Below are 16,962 nucleotides of genomic sequence, written 5' to 3' on the forward strand. Positions count from 1 at the left end.
GTGGGAACCGGGGACTATTTTTTCGTCATCCTCAGCAGCGTAAAACTGACAGTCACGGTCAACGAGCTGAGTTGCATGACGGCGGCTTTGGCGGCGTCGGATGATCGCCAGAAAATCGGGGTCATCCGGATCAGGTCGGTGATCTGTTCACGGTTCAGGGCGACTTTTCCGCTGACGGCGATGCGGTTTGCCTCCTCGAAAAGGGGGGCGCATTTTTCCGCTGCGGTATCGGCCTTTTCCTTGAAATCGCCCGATGAAAACTGAAGCTGTTTTCTAAGCTCGATCAGATGATTAAAGCCGGGCACGCCGATGATCAGCACCCCGTCCGGCTTAAGGATGCGGTGAAACTCGTCGTTGTTGCGCGGGGCCAGAATGCTGAGAATGCTGTCCATTGAATTCGTTGCAACCGGAATGTTTCGCATGCCGTTGGCCACGAACCACGCGGCATTTTTCCAACGTTTGGACGCGACCTGTATCGCCTTTTTTGAAATATCGATCCCGCAGAAAAAACCGCGGTATTTTTCGCTCAGCGTTCCAAGCAGGTGACCCTCGCCGCAGCCGCAATCCAGTACCGCATTATCGTCGTTTCCAATCGTTGGAAGTTCGGTTACAGCCTCGGTGAGGACATCAAATGCCCCGGAATCAAAAAAACGCCGGCGGGCCATAACCATTTCCGGATCATCGCCCGGCTGTTTTGCTTTTCGCTGATGACTCAGCAGCAGGTTGGCATATCCTTCGCGGGCGATGTTAAACGGATGGCCGTTTTGGCAGGCAATCATGTTGTCTTGCAGCATAAGCGGCTCGCTGCAGACGGGGCAGCGGATGGGGGATGGTGTTGGAAGAATCATACTGCTGTGATTATACGGATGGCGTCAAGCCGCAGCCGGGCATCGGCCAGAAGCCGGTCGAGTCTGGAAATGGATTTGCGGGCGTGGCGGAGTTCGTCGTCGCGGATATTATCGTTCACTTTCTGCAGATGTTCCAGACGCTGGAACTCGGCCCCCAGCGTTTTAAGCATTTGCTGCCGCGCTTCGGAACGGATGTTTTCCGCCTGCTGTTCCGCCATGGTTTTACTGGTTTCGAGCATGTTCGGGATCATCTGTGTGCGAACGCCTTCGTGTTCCAGCAGTTTCCACGATTCACCGTCTTTGAGATGGCGGGTGGTGGTTTCCTCGGTTTCGGTTCCGGCATGGTCAATGGAAATGCTGATGGGGGTGGGGGGAAGAAAGCGGTCTGCATTCAATCCGGGCGGAGCCACGGTTTCGAGGATATAAACGGCCTGCAGTTTCAGCGGAACATCCTGTGCGGGATCCACGGCAATGGCACAGCTTCCGCGTTCGGTACTGCTGATCATTTCTCCGGCACCGGTAACCATCGGATGATCCCAGCTCATCAGAATCGTGTCGGGATGCACCAGCGCTTCGCTGCGGCTGAAGGTGATACGCAGGCCGTCGGGCGGCAGCGGGAACCATTCATCAAACAGCTGATCCGGGCGGATATGAAAAGAATGCCGGTCCAGGGCTTCGACTCGTATGCCATATTGATCGAAAAGGTTCAGCAGATACTGCTGCAGGTCGTCGGTCTGTTCGCAGGATCGGATTTCTTCGACCACTTCCCGTCCGATTTCCGGCCGGAATGAAGAGAGTTCAAGCAGGCGATCCCGGCCGGATTCAATCTGTTTCCGAACCCTGGAATACTCCGATCGGGTTTCCGCGATGACCGCATCGGTAACCTGATCGAGCCGGTTTTTAAACCGTTCGAACATTTCATAGCCGCCGATCACCGGTTCGGCAAATGCATTAAGCCCTTCATGCAGCCAGCGAACGGTCTGCGCCTCTTCGGAACCGCTGAGGTAGGGGACATGAATATGCACATCGCCGCGCTGGCCGATGCGGTCCAGACGGCCGATGCGCTGTTCCAGCAGTTCGGGATCGTCCGGAAGATCGATGAGCACCAGATGCGAGGCCATCTGGAAGTTGCGCCCCTCGCCGCCCATCTCGGAAACCACCATTACCTGTGCTCCGTCCGGTTCGGCAAACCAGGCGGCCTGGCGGTCGCACTGTACCAGCGGCATCTTTTCGTGGAAATTGGCGATATCGACACCCGACTGCTTTTTAATGGCCTCAACCAGTGCTGTGACTTCTGCCGCGGTTTTGCTGATGACCAGAATTTTTTCGGCAGGGTGCCCGTGGATAAATCCGACGAGCCAGTTAACGGCGGGTCTGGGCGCCGCCTCGTCTTCCAGTTGAACGAGATGCGGAATGCGCTTTGGAAATCCGGTCATGTTCCGACGGGTATTCCGGAAAATCACGCGGCCGGCGCCGTGACGGTCGAGGGCCTCGGCCAATTCCTGCTCCGTGAGGGTATCGAGTTCGGCTTCGATGGTTTGCGCGGCATCGGCATAGTGCGCGTGTTCGGCCATGAAACGCTCAACATCCGGATAGCGTTGCGGATCGAGCAGGTGCAGGCGGGCAAAATGACTTTCGAGCCCCATCTGTTCCGGGCTCGCCGTCAGCAGCAACAGGCGGGGAATGGCGCGGGCAAACTGTTCAACGATGGTGTATTCAATACTGCTGTTTTCCGGCGACCAGTGCAGGTGATGCGCTTCGTCGACAATCATCAGATCCCATTTGCAGGCAGCAGCCTGCGCGGCCCGCTGTGGATTTCCGGCCAGAAATTCGATATTGGTGAGTACGAGCTGTTCATCCAGAAAGGGATTTGTTACGGGATCACCGGTTTCGATGGCAGCGCAGCGTTCTTCATCAAAAATACTGAAAGAAAGGTTGAAGCGGCGCAGCAGCTCCACGAACCATTGGTGCACCAGTGCGTTGGGTACGAGAATCAGAACGCGCTGCACGATGTTGCACACCATTAACCGATGCAGAATCAGACAGGCTTCAATGGTTTTTCCCAGCCCGACTTCATCGGCCAGCAGTACGCGGGGCAGTGGACGGTTGCTCACCTCGTGCGCGATGTAAAGCTGATGGGGCAGGAGGTCGATCCGCGCGCCGAGCAATCCGCGAACAGGCAGGCTGGAATAGCGATGCCGTGCACGCAGCGTTTCGAGCCGCAGGTCAAACAGGACGTTTTCATCAACGTGGCCGTTGAGCAGCCGAGTTTCCGGACGGTCGAATCCCGACGTGTCGGAGAGCTCGGTTTCCGGCAGCCGGAACCCATCGTCTGCGCAGTAGGCCACCAATCCATGGGGCTCCTCTTCAACGGCGGCGATGACGAACGTTTTTCCGTCGTTGGATTTTACTTCATCGCCTTCAGCAAAGCGCACGCGATTCAGCGGCGCATTCGAAGCGGCATAGTTCCGCATTTCGCCGGCGGCGTGAAAAAAGACCTGCACGGTTCGGGTATTCGCTTCAACGACAATGCCGAGCCCCAGCTCGGGTTCGGTTTCGCTGATCCATCGTTGTCCGGGAAAAAAGTTCTGCATGGCGGCGGAGAGTAGGGGAAACCGCACGGGAGGGAAATGTTTAATGAGAATGAGTTGGGGCCGGGCGCGATCGCCGGGTGCGCTTATACCCAACGGACCGGCCCGCCCGGCCGTTGTGCCCTGCCGGCTGAATGAAAAAATGCGGTGGTTTAATCCCTGTTTCGCGCACGGATCCGTAGTATGGTCCGGGTTGCAAATTTGATAGAGGATAGACTATGGAGAATGAAGAACTGCAGAACAGTCCGCTGCACGGCCTTTCGGCTGAAGCGATGTTGACGGAGCTGGTGGAATTTTACGGATGGCGTACGCTGGATGCCGCGATTGAACTGAAATGTTTCCGGATCCAGCCGACGATTCCCAGTGCGCTGGCTTTTTTGAAAAAGGCGGAATGGGCGCGAAACCGCGTGGAGGAATTTTATCTTTATGTCTACAAAGGCATGCCGAAGGGGAGTCCGGAGCAGATGGCGCTGAAACCGCGAGAACGCGGTTTTCCCCTTAAGGTGAAGCCGAAAAAACCGCGCCCGCTAAAACCGGAAGAAATCAAAGCGCTGCAGGCTGAGCGTGAGGCGCTGCTTCCGCCGGGAAAACGTGCGCCGAAGCGGCCGCCGCACCGGGAGTCGAGAGATTATCGGGAATTTGAAGAGCCGGGAGAGAGTTCTTTTAAATCCAAATTTTCCAGTTCGCCCTTTAAAAAGCCGCGATAGCGGATTTGAAAAAGCATCTGGTCTGAACACGTCGATGTGCTGAATTTGCGGGACCGACCGGGGACTTCATTTTACTATTCAGTACACCTCGAATTCATGGATATGAAGGGGGATCGGGCCGGAGTGATAGTTGATTTTAAGGCGAATAAAGCGGGCGGAGAATGGCTCGATTTCGTATTCGTGAACGGTTGAGGCGAGGTCATCGCGGTGGGTTCGGGAGGCGACACCGGTGTAGCTTCCCTGCTGTGTTGAAAGCAGTATGTCGTAACGAAAAGTGCGGGCTTCCTTGGCGAAATCATTGGTGAATACTTTGATCTTGGAAATGGTGTGGATATCCCCTAGATCAATATCGATTTGAGCGGGAAGCGGCGCTGCAGACCAATAGTTGCTTTCGGTGATGATCCCGTCGACGGCGAATTCCGGATTGCTTCTCACTCCTCCCATTGAGGTGAGGGGTTGACCGAGCACAAGGTTGTCGGGAATGAGTTCTTCAAACTGTTTTTTCATTTCTTTGTTTTCAGACAGTTTTGCCCCGCGGGCGGCAGGAATCCGTCTGCCGATCCAGTCTGGAGAGGCCTGTAGCGTTTGGAGAACCCGAAGGAGTAATTCCGAGGCTGCGCCGGAATTATTTTGTTGCTCCAGATAGGCCAGAATTTCAGCACACAGTTCTTTTTTGAAGGGGATATAGGTCTGTGCGAGTTTTCTGAAATCCTCTCTTTCATCCAGTGCCCAATGCATGAAGAGGGCCATGGTGAGCGGAGTCGATTTGATTTGGCTGCAGTTTTTAAGCATCTTCTCAACCTGTATATATTCCTCTTCCCGGGTCAGGTTGTTTTTCATGAATGCCTGGTTAACATCCCGAATCATTCGGTATAGAGATTGAGGATATTCCCAAAAGGTTTGATCGGCTTTTCTATACTGCCCTTTCATGAAATAGAGGGCCGCCAGAAGATTGTGGTATTCGACGTTTGTGCTGTCGAGAACTGCAGCCGTTTTTATGTGATTAAATGCGCCTTCAATGTTTCCTCTGGATAGCGCATTCAGTGCTCTTTCGTGATATTGGGGGGCTGCATCCCGTCCGAGTCTTTGGCGTTCCTCTTTTTCAATCTGGAGTTCGGCGAGGGCCTTAATGGCCTCTTCGCGGCTATTATGAATGAGCGCAAAAGCAATGCCGGCGGCCAGAATTAAAAGCAGGATAAATATGCCGGACAGGTTGAGTATCTTTTTCTGACGCAGATAGAAGAGGCGCATTTCCCGAAAGAAACCGGCGTTTTCCGCAGTCGCTGAAAATCCATTCTGGTAGTTGAGCAAATCCTGCCGCATTTCGCTTACGGAGGCATAGCGGTGCTTGGGGTTCAGTGCCAATGCTTTGAGGGTAATGGCCGAAAGTGCCGGTGGAATCTGTGCATCGGGGCAGCGGGTGGCCGGGGGAATGATGAGGCCTTGACAGGTTTGTTCCAGAACTTTTTCAGGCGTTTCCCCGGTAACCGGGAGGGCATTGGTCAGCATTGAATAGAGAATGGCCCCCAGCGAATAGATGTCCGTCTGGAAGGATTTATCCTCTTTTCCTTCAGCCTGTTCGGGAGCCATGAAACCGGGGGTGCCTTTTATCCGGCCGGAGAGCGTCATATTATTGAGTAAATCGGGGTTGAGCAGCAGTCGATCAAAATCACCGCCGTCATAGTCCTGATTACCGATGAGTTTTCCGAGGCCCCAGTCGCAAACCACCACTTCCCCGTGCGCGCCTACCTGAATGTTTTGAGGTTTCAGGTCCAGATGAAGGACATTCTGCGAGTGGGCGTAGTCAATGGCATCGCATATTTTAAGAAAGATATTCAAAAGCGAAGCCAGGACATCCTTACTCAGGTGTTTATTCGGGCTGCTGTGATTCCGGTTGATGATGACATCCAGACTTTCGCCGGTTTTCAGCTCCATAATGAAGTAGGGCGTGGAGTCTGCATTCAGGCCAATATCGTAGACCTTGATGATATTGGGATGATCCAGCTGGGCTGTCAGGCGGGCTTCGCGCAGGAAAGGCTCATAAAGTTCTTCCGGGGAGCCCGGGTTGAGCCGGGCCATGGCCACATAGCGTGCGGTTTTTGGATTGAAGACTCGAAAAATAGATTTCATCCCGCCTCGTGCAAGCAGGACATCCGTCTGAAAGTGAGTCGTGGTGGGTTCCAGTTCGGAGTAGATGGGGGAAAATTCGGGCTTAAAGTCGCGTTCTGCAGTTTCGCTTTCATAATACAGCGACATGAGCCGGGTAAGTTTAGGCGAAGTTTCTGAATGATCCATTTTATCCATTAACGTTCGAGTTCTTTACGAAGCTGGGCAATCTCTTTCATCAGCCGCTGTCTGACCCGGTTTTTTAATGTGCGAACGGATTCGGGATTAATACCGAGTTCTTTGCCAATCTCTCTGGATGATTTTCCTTCCAGCGAGAGTTCGAAGGCCTCTACGGCCACCCCTGAAAATAATTTGCGGATAGAATTGAGGGCGGTTGCGGTCAGATGCCTGACCCATTCCTGTTCAACGATCTGGTCTAAATCTGTTTGGGAAATGAGCTGTTCTTCACCTTGCAGTTCCGCAGCTTTATCGCGGCGTTTGTTATATCCCTGATTTTTTTTGATATAGTCGATGGCATAATTCCGAATCAGGCTGGATAGCCATGTCCGAAAATGAACCTGATATTTTTCACCATCGAAGGTGGAGAGATTCCGCCAGATTTTAACCATGATTTCCTGTGTGACATCATCAAAATCTTTACTGAAAAAAGACATTTGGCGGAGGACGGCGTGAATGAATCCCGTGTAATATTTGACAAATTCATTCCAGGCTTCTTCGTCATCACGATTTCTGGCCCGTTGAAGCAGTGTTTGTTTTGTTACCCATTCATCAGGCATGTGTGTCCCCATTCATCAGCATTTAAACGCTATCCATGGCATCCATTTCAATCAAGCTTCAATATAGGAAGCTTTTTTCATTTTTCTGTTTCGCCAGCTTAAGCAAGGTCGTAAGAGGGAGTATATAATGGTTATGGTCATTCCACCGAAATACAGCATTGTTGAGGTGGTTGAGCACTTAACAGCTAATCGCCGTCGGTTTTGCGGGAGAAATTTGAATGGTTCTCAAAGGTGTGTTGGAAAGAACATGCTGCATTGGTTTCCGGGTACTTCATCAGCAGTGTGGGTATTGATGAAGAAACAATCATTCGGTATGTCGAATACCGGGGATGGAAGGATTCAGATGGGGCTGTAAACTGGCGAAGCGAAGCCATAGAAGCCCGGGCATGCCCGGGGATATCTATTCGTGAAGAAGGAAAAAGGAGGAGTGGGAAGAGTAAACTGTTCGCTATTAAGCAGGCAGGTGGTGCAGTCATCGCCGTGGTATGCGCGATCTTTACGTGTGGCTGGGAGGGTTCGACGGATTTCAACGGACTGTTTTCACAAGGGAACGTCCGGTTACGGAAGTTTGGTCGCGAAGAACCTGAATATTTCCACCTAATCAATGGTTATCCAGACAACCGGGCGATCTCAAGCCTAATCAACACTATATAGAACGAAACAAATAGTAGGGAGCAGGATGAAAACGAAGGTTAAAGGACGGAGAAATATCAATAAAGGGGGGGCGAGCGGTTTTGTTATCAGTATTTCCATTCATGCTGCGGCATTTATGCTGGCCGGTATGCTGGTGGTCTTTAATGTGACTAAAAAGGAAGAGAAAAAGTTTGTCCCTCCTAAGCCCGTTGACCGACCGAAGATGAAGTTGAAAAAACCGAGGGTGAAAATGAAGAAATCCGCCCGGCCCAAGTCGATGCGACGCATTGTGACTAAAGTGCAAAAGGCGAATATGCCCGAAGTTCAGCTGCCGGAAATGAATATTATGGGGAACGGCTTTGATGGTGATATCGGAGGATTTGATATTGTCTCCGATATTTCGGAAATGAGTGTTTTCGGTAGCGAACAGAGTATTGGCAACGATTTAGAAGGAGTGGTGTATTCTCTGCTGCATGATCGAAATGGCGGAACAATCAGTATGGGACCCGACCAGTTTCGTGATATCCTCCGTAAATATATCTTAAGCGGGTGGAAAGGCTCGGTACTTTCGAAGTATTATCAGTCCCCGAAAAAAATATATTCCACACATGTTATGGTGCCACCGGTTCCTACGGCAATAGCTCCCGGTATTTTCGGTGTTCAGGAGCTGGAAGATTATTTTCTTTTTATCAAATACGAAGGAAAACTGGTTCATAAAGAAGATATTAAATTCCGGTTCTGGGGTATTGGGGATGCTTATATTTTTGTAAATGTTGACGGTAAGGAAGTTCTGATGAGTGCCCTGGCTATTCATCATTCCTGGTTTGACTGGTGGTCGAGTACTGTCGGAGGCGATCGTACTTATGTTTTGGGTAATCAGCGGATGGTGATCGGTGACTGGATTGAATTAAAGGCGGGTGAACCGGTGGATATGAAGGTGCTGTTCGGGGAATGGAAGGGCGGAGAGGTGGCCGGTATGCTTCTGGTTGAAGTCGAGGGCGAGGAATATCCGATCTCACGTTCGGGCGGTCCTTTGCTTCCGGCTTTCAAAATGGAAGAGTTTTCCTGGGATCAGCTGACTGAAATTTCAAAGTTCCTGGCGGAGGGAGAGTGTTCGCTGACGAATGGTCCCGTGTTCAATGATTATTATACCGCGAAGATCTCTACGCCGGAGCCAGTTGCTTTCGGAGATGCAGAACCGGCGGTAGAGGAGGATATTGAGCCTGAACCATCTACGATGCGGATCTGGACTACGGAAAAGGGCCGAACGATTGAGGCGGAATATTTATCTGCTGTTTCCGGAAAAGTTATCCTCAAGACGATTCGCGGTAAGCAGGTCAAAATTCCGTTGGGTGCATTGGCGCAGGATGATCGTGAATTTGTGCTACTCTCGAATCCTCCGAAACTGAACATTAATTTCTCGAAATCCACTAAAGTTCGCAAATTCGGGGATACTTATACCGGTGATGCACCACCGGTTCGCGGATCATTCTATACGTTTTCTGCTTCGGTCGAGCAAATCAGCATGCGGCCATACGGTCTGGAACTGACTGCTGAATTTTATGCTATCGGGGAGGAAGTCGGTGGCGAGAAACATATTTTGCTGGATCACACGACCTCCTCTTTTACTTTGACCAGGGAAAATAATTTCATTCATGAATTCTCAGGTCGGGAAGTGGAAATGCTGGACTATATTATTAGTGATGAACGGAGGGGGCAACGCTATGGAGGCTACCTTGTTGTTATTCGCGATAAGCGCAGCGAAATTATTGCTTATGAAAGCTCCAGCGAAAACTTTTTCCGGAATCTGGATAAATTTAAAAATCTGCAGAATGGATGGTACTTCGATAAAGATATAAACCGGTGTCTGCCGACGCCACCTGAAGCGAGGTCTGACCTCAGAGAAAACTAGGGCCTTAATTTTAGATCCGCCTCTGTCAGATGCCTGACCCATTCCTGTTCAACGATCTGGTCTAAATCTGTTTGGGAAATCAGCTGTTCTTCACCTTGCAGTTCCGCAGCTTTGTCGCGGCGTTTGTTATATCCCTGATTTTTTTTGATATAGTCGATGGCATAGTTCCGAATCAGGCTGGATAGCCATGTCCGAAAATGAACCTGATATTTTTCACCATCGAAGGTGGAGAGATTCCGCCAGATTTTAACCATGATTTCCTGTGTGACATCATCAAAATCTTTACTGAAAAAAGACATCTGGCGGAGGACGGCGTGAATGAATCCCGTGTAATATTTGACAAATTCATTCCAGGCTTCTTCGTCATCACGATTTCTGGCCCGTTGAAGCAGTGTTTGTTTTGTTACCCATTCATCAGGCATGTGTGTCCCCGTTCATCAGCATTTAAACGCTATCCATGGTCCCCATTTCAATCAAGCTTCAATATAGGAAGCTTTTTTCATTTTTCTGTTTCGCCAGCTTAAGCAAGGTCGTAAAGAGAGTATATAGAAGGACTGTTGGAGTGGGTTTCAGAATCGGGACATTGACGCTCCTCGAATAATGATAAATGTAAAATATTAAAAGAACTGCATGATGCCTGCTCGAATGAATCGCTGTCAATTTATCGGAACCCTCTCTGTTCATGGAATCGCCATGACGTCAATGGCTGCCGCGCGGGCATCGGAAGCCCCCGCCAGCCCCGGAAAAGCGCTGATTGCCAGTCCGCCTGTGGTACAGAATCCGCGAGCAGCCGGCCTGGGCATCAGCCTGGCGGTTTCCGGCCTTGCCACGGCGTGGGTTGAGTATGGATTTGAAAAAGATAACCTGGCCTTTACTGCGGTGGCGAGTCAGCATGGACTGGTGGCCGCGGATGATCGGGTTTTACACATACGGGTCAATCACAGCGAAGCATTTCCGACCCATACACCCATTTATTACCGTGTTGTAGCGCAGCCGCTGCACTATAAAAATGCGTATAAACTAGAGCGCGGTGAGCCGCAGTCAACGCCTGTCTATGCTTTGCGCCTTCCCGATCCCAATGCTCAAAATATTCGGGTGGTCAGCATTAATGATACACATGAAAATGCCGAAACCCTGCGCCGTCTGAATACACAGATTGAAGCGTTGCAGCCTGATGTACTGATTTGGAATGGAGACACCTGTAATGATTTCAATGGCAATGATGCACCGGAGCAAATTCTGCTTAACCCAGTTAATGATTTAAGCATGGCATGGGCGGCTACGCGTCCGTTGCTCTATTCCAACGGGAATCACGATGTTCGCGGGGAACGCGCCCGGGAAATTGTGAAGATCTTTTCACCTTGCCCGGAATCAACCGAACTTCCTTATAATCAAGCGCTGCGTTTTGGCCCGCTGGCTTTAGTCATACTGGATACGGGCGAAGACAAACCGGACCGTCATCCGGTCTTTGCCGGAACGGCCGCTTACGAACCCTACCGGGAAAACCAAGCCGTCTGGCTGAAAGGGGTATTGCAGCAGGAGGAAATCCGGAATGCCCCTTTTAAAGTTGCCGTCTGTCACATTCCATTGCGCGGGCTTGAGGGACAGCCGGATGGGACAACCCTTAAAGGGTATGCGCGTTACAGTGGTTTCGGTGCCAGACTTTGGCTTCCGCAACTCAAAGCGGCTGGTTTTCAAGGCATTATCAGCGGTCATACCCACGTGGCCCGCCATGACATGCCCACAACGGATATGCCCGTGCACCAGTTTATCGGTGGTGGTCCGAAGCCGGAACAGGCAACGTTAACGCTTATTGATGCGCAGCTGATCAATGACCAGGCAAGCATGCTGATCCAAATTACAGATCTGCACGGTCGCGTGCTGTTTAAGCAGTCCTTTGCTGAGGCCTCGTGGTTGAATCAAAAACATGGAATTTAGGGCAACAGATTCCGGGGCGCACTGCGAATCTCTTTTAGGTAGAGATGACGTCACTATAAACCGAAAAGAGATATGATTTCAGAGGATGTGTTATGAAATGTACGAAACGGAAACGAAAACATAGTTTAGCCAAGCAGATCGTTCTTTTACTATGCGTCCCGCTCAGTTTGACCCTGCAGGCTGAAGCGGTGTCGTTCCATGAACAGACGCTGGACAATGGACTGATTTCCGTTGCCTTTGATTACAAGGCGGCAACCTTTTCCATTCAGGATGCAAAAAGCAGTGAACCGCTGCTTTCGGATGCGCGCTTTGCATTGCCGTCCGGTGAAGCGCCCGCATCCGTTAAGGTAATGAGGGTTGATGACGTGCAGGATGCACTCGGTCATGGAAAACGCGTCATTTTGGAAGTGATGGACTGGAACCTGCTCCGTTATGGATCTTATCACGGCAGTGGGCCGAAGCCCCCTCAGCACCTGTTTTCATATACATTGTATGAAAACAATCCGGCCCTCGTGATCGGATTCGGCATGAAGGCACCTCATTATATCAGTATGCGACTGATGAAAAGTCAGCCTCTGGCCGGAGGCCGGCTTTTTGACGGACGACCGATGACCGAGCTGATCACACTGAACGGAACAGCAGGATCGGAGCCGACTCTTGTGAAGAAGGGCTTATCGCGCATTTCGGTCAACAGCCTGATGCTGACCACGCGGGTTGACGGCGAACGGCGCAGTGTGGTGTGGGGCGGACTCAGTTACAGCGATTTTGCAATGATTGCCACATTACGAGATGGATCGCCGGGTTTCTTCGCCGAAGATCCTGTGGGACGTTTAGTTGATAGAGAGGAGACCTATCTGGCCCGGGATACCTTTTATCTGGATGTCTACACGCGAGAACCCTTCGATGCATTGGAACGCTATGGACGCACCATGCGTCTGGCCAATCATGCAAAGCCCAATGTCTACGATTTTCCGATCTTATGCGGTTGGAGCGTGGGGCATATGAGTAAATTGCCCGGTGTCAACAATTCGGCTAAACTGGTTGAAGAACTTGCAGCGGCCAATGCGTGCGGATTGACCCGGTATACTCAGGTTGCACTTCGTCTTGAGCCCGATAAATATCATTTCGATACTGAGCAGGGTTGGTGGGATGATGAACATATGCGCAAATTCGGGCATCTCGTACCGCCGTATGAAACCATTGCGTCGTGGAGTGATGCGTTGACGGCTTCGAACGGGGTGCCCTACATCTATATGCAGTTGGGGATGCCGTCCGATGATTTCGTGCGGGAGTTTCCGCAATACATGCTTTTCAACGACGGTTCGGATGTGGATCGAAAAAAATACGGCAAGGGGATCGTGAAAAAAGGGGTTCATTTGAAACACAGTCATCATGAGCCGTATGTAACCTACGATTATACCGATAAAGAATTTTCTAAACACTTCCTGAAGGTCTGGAGCAAGTTGCGGGCCGATGGCATCCGCGGCGTTAAAGTTGATTATCCGGTCACGGCATGGTGCGCGGAAGGTGGTTTTGATGATCGGTATGCCACGTGTAACTCGGCCTACCGTCGTGCTTTTGCATTATTACGGGAGGCCATGGGAGAAGACGGTCTTATTGATGAACGTAATCTGGGATGTTCGGGGCGCCCTTGTCTGGATGTTACGGCCGGACTGGTGGATACTCAGCGTACCTGGTGGGATTCCAATAAATTTGAACCGGAAATGACCTCTCGCAGCGGTTTGCGCTGGTATAAAAACCGCACTGTTTTCAACTATTATTCCGATACCAAGGCGCTGCATAATCTTTCCAAAGAAATTCAGCAATCGTTGATAACGATGAATTTTCTGACTAGCGGGCGCCTGGATCTATCCACCTCGTTCTCCCTTTTTACTCCGGAGATCACCCGCATCGTATCGCGCAGTTATCCGCATTATCGCGAGCCGATTACCGCGCGGCCACTGGATGCCTTTACGGGAGTGAGGGATCCTCAGGTTTATGATCTGGAGCTCACGCCTGACTGGCATCAGATCGCGCTCTATAACACCGGGAAAAAGACGCGAAAGGTTTCTACGGCGATCAGCGGGGAACGGATCGGGAATGCGGTGGGGCTGGATCCGTCGGAGGACTATCATGCCTATGAATTCTGGACAGATACCTATCTGGGAAAGCTGCCGGGAACCGCTCGCCTTGAATGGGAACTGAACCCGAACTGTTGTGCCATGATTTCTCTGCGAAAAGCACGGCCTCACCCTCAGGTGATCAGCACCGATCGTCATTTACTTCAGGGCTGGGTTGATCTGAAGAATGTTCAATGGGATTCGACCACTAAAGTATTGAGTGGAACAGCTCATGTTATTGGTGGTGAGCCATTCAGAATTGTAGTCGCTGATAATGGGGGCAACGTGTCGGAAGCAACCGCAAAAGGCGGCGACGTTGAACGGTTGCCACATGCTGTTGCCGGTCTCACTTCTTTGACGCTCACGGCTTCTGTTAATTCCGACGTGGAGTGGGCGCTGAACTACAGATGATGACTGGCTCACCGATGAATGTGCAATTTGATATCCATCCGTAAGCGATGATTTATTGTGGTTTTAGTGTATAATTGCTCTGCAAAATGAGTCGCAGAGAGAGGTTGATTCTCCGTCCATATGACCGGGTGCGGTAAATGGATAATGAATCGTACTGATTTAACGGAAAAAGGAAATTACATGAAACGTAGTAGCTTATTCATTTTGATTTTTTTAGGTATAGGTATGGGCTCTGCCGAGTCTGCAGAATCTGTATACCACGAGCCGGAAGGCCTTGTTCGGGGCGGAGCTTTTATAGACCGTTTTCTTCCGGTTCCGTTGCGTGGAAAACTTCGTTCCGATGTCTGGGGCGCGGCGAATGTGGTTCCGCGTGATGTGAATAACGGGATCGAGGATGCCGAATATTCCTATTGGGGTGGAAATATCATTGCAGGCGACGATGGGAAAAATCATCTATTTGTCTGCCGCTGGCCGGAAGATAACGTGAAGGGCGGCGGAAAAGCATCCGGGCATCATACCTGGTGGAGCTCGGAGGTGGTGCATGCGGTCAGCGATGATCCGCTCGGCCCGTATAAAGTGGTCGACACCATCGGCAAAGGACACAATCCGGAAATCTATCAGACGGCTGCCGGTACGTGGTATATCGGGGTGATGGGAAAGAAGGCCTATCGTGCAGAATCTCTCGAAGGGCCTTGGGAGCAGGTGGTGTCGACCTTCGACCGGACGGATGTTCCGAAGCACTGGCATGAAAACCGAACCTATGTGGCGCGGGAGGACGGCAGTGTACTGGCCATGTGCAAGGCCGGCACGCTATGGCTCAGCGAGAAGGGCGATGAAAACTTCCACCTCCTCACAGAAGAATCTGCCTATACACGGCCGCCGCAAGGGCACTATGAAGATCCGGTTATCTGGAGGGATGAGGTGCAGTATCATTTGGTTTACAATGATTGGTATGGCCGAGTGGCCTACTATAAGCGTTCGCCGGACGGCATTCATTGGACAACCGAGCCGGGCATTGCATTTACGCCTGAGATCATGAAGCACGAAGGCGGTACGCAGGAAAAATGGTATAAATTCGAGCGGCCTAAAGTGCGGCAGGATCAATACGGCCGTGCCACCCATATGAATTTTGCCGTGATTGATGTGATCAAAGACAATGATCTCGCGAATGATAACCATAGCTCGAAAAACATTGTCATTCCGCTCGTCGTTCCCCGCCGTCTGCAGATTCTGAATACGGAACCGATCACAGCAGGAACGAAAAAGATTCGCGTCAGGATATTGGCGGAAGACGGCTTTGATCCGGTGGAGGAGGTGGACCTCAAGTCGCTGACCTTCGGGGCACCGAAAGCCGTTGATTTCGGGCGCGGTTTTACAACGCTGAAATCAGAAACCGCCGGTAAGGATCTCATCGTCACCTTTGCCGGTTCGGCTCATGAAATCACTGCCGATAATTTTGCAGCCAAACTCATCGGCCGCACCAAATCAGGCGCACTGCTGTTCGGGTATGCCAAACTTTCCAACTAATATTCAATAGGAATCAATATGACCCATAAATCACTGACCCTATTCAGCCTGTTCGCTTTGCTTCTTGGAATATCAACCTCCCTGTATGCATCGGATTATGTCCCTCCGAAAGGATTGGTTCACGGCGGATCTTTTATTGACCGCTTTCTGCCGGTCCCTGTGAGTGGTCCCCTGCGCTCTGATGTCTGGGGCGCAACAAATGTGGTTCCGCGCGACGTGAATAATGGGCTCGAAGATGCCGAATATTCCTATTGGGGTGGAAACATCATCCTAGGAGAGGATGGAAAACACCACCTATTCGTCTGCCGTTGGCCGGAAAACAACATCAAGGGAAAAGTGTCCGGCCACAACACCTGGTGGGCTGCGGAAGTGGTGCATGCGATCAGTGACGGTCCGTTGGGACCGTATAAAGTGATTGATGTGATCGGCCCCGGTGTAACCCCGGAAATTTATCGACGCCAAGACGGCACGTTTACCATTGGCATTATGGGCGAGATGGCCTACACCGGACCGACTATAAACGGGCCCTGGACTCTAATTAAAGCTACATTCGATTCGAAAAAAGAGGAGTGGGATACACACTGCCGCACCTATATTCCGCGAGCAGATGGGTCGCTACTGATGATGAATAAAAACGGTTTCATGTTCATCAGTGATAACGGCGAAGAGCATTTCCGTCAGGTGACCGAGCAAAGCGTCTACCCGAAAATCGAAAACGACTTCGAAGATCCGGTTATGTGGAAAGATGAAGTGCAGTATCATTTGGTTGTGAATGATTGGCGTCGTCGTTATGCCCTGTATATGCGCTCTCCCGATGGCATTCACTGGAAATGGGATCCCGGCTATGCCTACACGCCCGAGGTGATGAAGCACGAAGGCGGAACGAAAGAGCAGTGGTATAAGTTCGAACGTGCAAAGGTGTTACAGGATCAATACGGCCGTGCCACCCATATGAATTTTGCCGTGATTGATGTGATCAAAGACAATGATCTCGCGAATGATAACCATAGCTCGAAAAACGTTGTCATTCCGCTCGTCGTTCCCCGCCGTCTGCAGATTCTGAATACGGAACCGATCACAGCAGGCACGAAAAAGATTCGCGTCAGGATATTGGCGGAAGACGGCTTTGATCCGGTGGAGGAGGTGGACCTCAAGTCGCTGACCTTCGGGGCACCGAAAGCCGTTGATTTCGGGCGTGGTTTTACAACGCTGAAATCAGAAACCGCCGGTAAGGATCGTGTCGTCACCTTTGCCGGTTCGGCTCATGAAATCACTGCCGATGATTTTGCGGCCAAGCTCATCGGCCGCACCAAATCAGGCGCACTGCTGTTCGGGTATGCCAAACTTTCCAACTAATATTCAATAGGAACCA

General features: G+C 51.1%; 11 protein-coding genes. 6 read left to right on the forward strand and 5 right to left on the reverse strand.

The window, feature by feature from the left end; translation table 11 throughout:
- Window positions 1-14: 14 nt before the first annotated feature.
- Together P9H32_RS15225 and P9H32_RS15230 are read right to left on the reverse strand one after the other, a co-directional pair.
- Window positions 15-848, reverse strand: coding sequence for a putative RNA methyltransferase (locus P9H32_RS15225; RefSeq protein ID WP_322609772.1), 834 nt, complete (start codon window positions 846-848; stop codon window positions 15-17).
- Window positions 845-3,442 carry an SNF2-related protein gene (locus P9H32_RS15230; protein ID WP_322609773.1) on the reverse strand — a complete coding sequence of 866 codons (2,598 nt, stop codon included), beginning with the start codon at window positions 3,440-3,442 and terminating at the stop codon, window positions 845-847. The genes P9H32_RS15225 and P9H32_RS15230 overlap by 4 nt, the downstream gene beginning before the upstream one ends.
- A 215-nt stretch (window positions 3,443-3,657) precedes the next feature.
- On the opposite strand from P9H32_RS15230, the gene P9H32_RS15235 reads away from it, so the two are divergent.
- Window positions 3,658-4,146 carry a VF530 family DNA-binding protein gene (locus tag P9H32_RS15235; RefSeq protein ID WP_322609774.1) on the forward strand — a complete coding sequence of 163 codons (489 nt, stop codon included), beginning with the start codon at window positions 3,658-3,660 and terminating at the stop codon, window positions 4,144-4,146.
- Window positions 4,147-4,224: 78 nt separating this feature from the next.
- On the opposite strand, the gene P9H32_RS15240 is transcribed toward P9H32_RS15235, so the two are convergent.
- Window positions 4,225-6,441 carry a protein kinase domain-containing protein gene (locus tag P9H32_RS15240; RefSeq protein WP_322609775.1) on the reverse strand — a complete coding sequence of 739 codons (2,217 nt, stop codon included), beginning with the start codon at window positions 6,439-6,441 and terminating at the stop codon, window positions 4,225-4,227.
- Window positions 6,442-6,449: 8 nt separating this feature from the next.
- Window positions 6,450-7,049 carry an RNA polymerase sigma factor gene (locus P9H32_RS15245; protein ID WP_322609776.1) on the reverse strand — a complete coding sequence of 200 codons (600 nt, stop codon included), beginning with the start codon at window positions 7,047-7,049 and terminating at the stop codon, window positions 6,450-6,452.
- Window positions 7,050-7,728: 679 nt separating this feature from the next.
- On the opposite strand from P9H32_RS15245, the gene P9H32_RS15250 reads away from it, so the two are divergent.
- Window positions 7,729-9,594: an SHD1 domain-containing protein gene (locus tag P9H32_RS15250; protein ID WP_322609777.1), complete on the forward strand. Its 1,866-nt coding sequence runs from the start codon at window positions 7,729-7,731 to the stop codon at window positions 9,592-9,594.
- Here the strand turns inward: P9H32_RS15250 and P9H32_RS15255 are convergent.
- Complete coding sequence (locus P9H32_RS15255) at window positions 9,591-10,016, reverse strand: RNA polymerase sigma factor (protein WP_322609778.1); 426 nt, start codon at window positions 10,014-10,016, stop codon at window positions 9,591-9,593. The genes P9H32_RS15250 and P9H32_RS15255 overlap by 4 nt on opposite strands.
- Window positions 10,017-10,239: 223 nt before the next feature.
- On the opposite strand from P9H32_RS15255, the gene P9H32_RS15260 reads away from it, so the two are divergent.
- From P9H32_RS15260 to P9H32_RS15275, 4 genes are all read left to right on the forward strand, one after another.
- Window positions 10,240-11,532, forward strand: a complete 1,293-nt coding sequence (locus tag P9H32_RS15260; protein ID WP_322609779.1) for a metallophosphoesterase family protein — start codon at window positions 10,240-10,242, stop codon at window positions 11,530-11,532.
- 92 nt (window positions 11,533-11,624) lie between these two features.
- Complete coding sequence (locus tag P9H32_RS15265; protein WP_322609780.1) at window positions 11,625-14,063, forward strand: alpha-amylase family protein; 2,439 nt, start codon at window positions 11,625-11,627, stop codon at window positions 14,061-14,063.
- Between the two features lie 180 nt (window positions 14,064-14,243).
- Window positions 14,244-15,590 carry a glycoside hydrolase family protein gene (locus P9H32_RS15270; protein ID WP_322609781.1) on the forward strand — a complete coding sequence of 449 codons (1,347 nt, stop codon included), beginning with the start codon at window positions 14,244-14,246 and terminating at the stop codon, window positions 15,588-15,590.
- An 18-nt stretch (window positions 15,591-15,608) separates the two neighbouring features.
- Window positions 15,609-16,946, forward strand: a complete 1,338-nt coding sequence (locus P9H32_RS15275; RefSeq protein WP_322609782.1) for a glycoside hydrolase family protein — start codon at window positions 15,609-15,611, stop codon at window positions 16,944-16,946.
- Window positions 16,947-16,962: the final 16 nt, after the last annotated feature.

The organism is Pontiella agarivorans, assembly GCF_034531395.1.
Taxonomy (GTDB): Bacteria; Verrucomicrobiota; Kiritimatiellia; order Kiritimatiellales; family Pontiellaceae; genus Pontiella; species Pontiella agarivorans.

Bases quoted from the DNA above. Each gene is read 5' to 3' on its own strand.
- P9H32_RS15225 (WP_322609772.1), bottom strand. From the start codon at position 848: ATGATTCTTCCAACACCATCCCCCATCCGCTGCCCCGTCTGCAGCGAG.
- P9H32_RS15230 (WP_322609773.1), bottom strand. From the start codon at position 3,442: ATGCAGAACTTTTTTCCCGGACAACGATGGATCAGCGAAACCGAACCC.
- P9H32_RS15235 (WP_322609774.1), top strand. From the start codon at position 3,658: ATGGAGAATGAAGAACTGCAGAACAGTCCGCTGCACGGCCTTTCGGCT.
- P9H32_RS15240 (WP_322609775.1), bottom strand. From the start codon at position 6,441: ATGGATCATTCAGAAACTTCGCCTAAACTTACCCGGCTCATGTCGCTG.
- P9H32_RS15245 (WP_322609776.1), bottom strand. From the start codon at position 7,049: ATGCCTGATGAATGGGTAACAAAACAAACACTGCTTCAACGGGCCAGA.
- P9H32_RS15250 (WP_322609777.1), top strand. From the start codon at position 7,729: ATGAAAACGAAGGTTAAAGGACGGAGAAATATCAATAAAGGGGGGGCG.
- P9H32_RS15255 (WP_322609778.1), bottom strand. From the start codon at position 10,016: ATGCCTGATGAATGGGTAACAAAACAAACACTGCTTCAACGGGCCAGA.
- P9H32_RS15260 (WP_322609779.1), top strand. From the start codon at position 10,240: ATGAATCGCTGTCAATTTATCGGAACCCTCTCTGTTCATGGAATCGCC.
- P9H32_RS15265 (WP_322609780.1), top strand. From the start codon at position 11,625: ATGAAATGTACGAAACGGAAACGAAAACATAGTTTAGCCAAGCAGATC.
- P9H32_RS15270 (WP_322609781.1), top strand. From the start codon at position 14,244: ATGAAACGTAGTAGCTTATTCATTTTGATTTTTTTAGGTATAGGTATG.
- P9H32_RS15275 (WP_322609782.1), top strand. From the start codon at position 15,609: ATGACCCATAAATCACTGACCCTATTCAGCCTGTTCGCTTTGCTTCTT.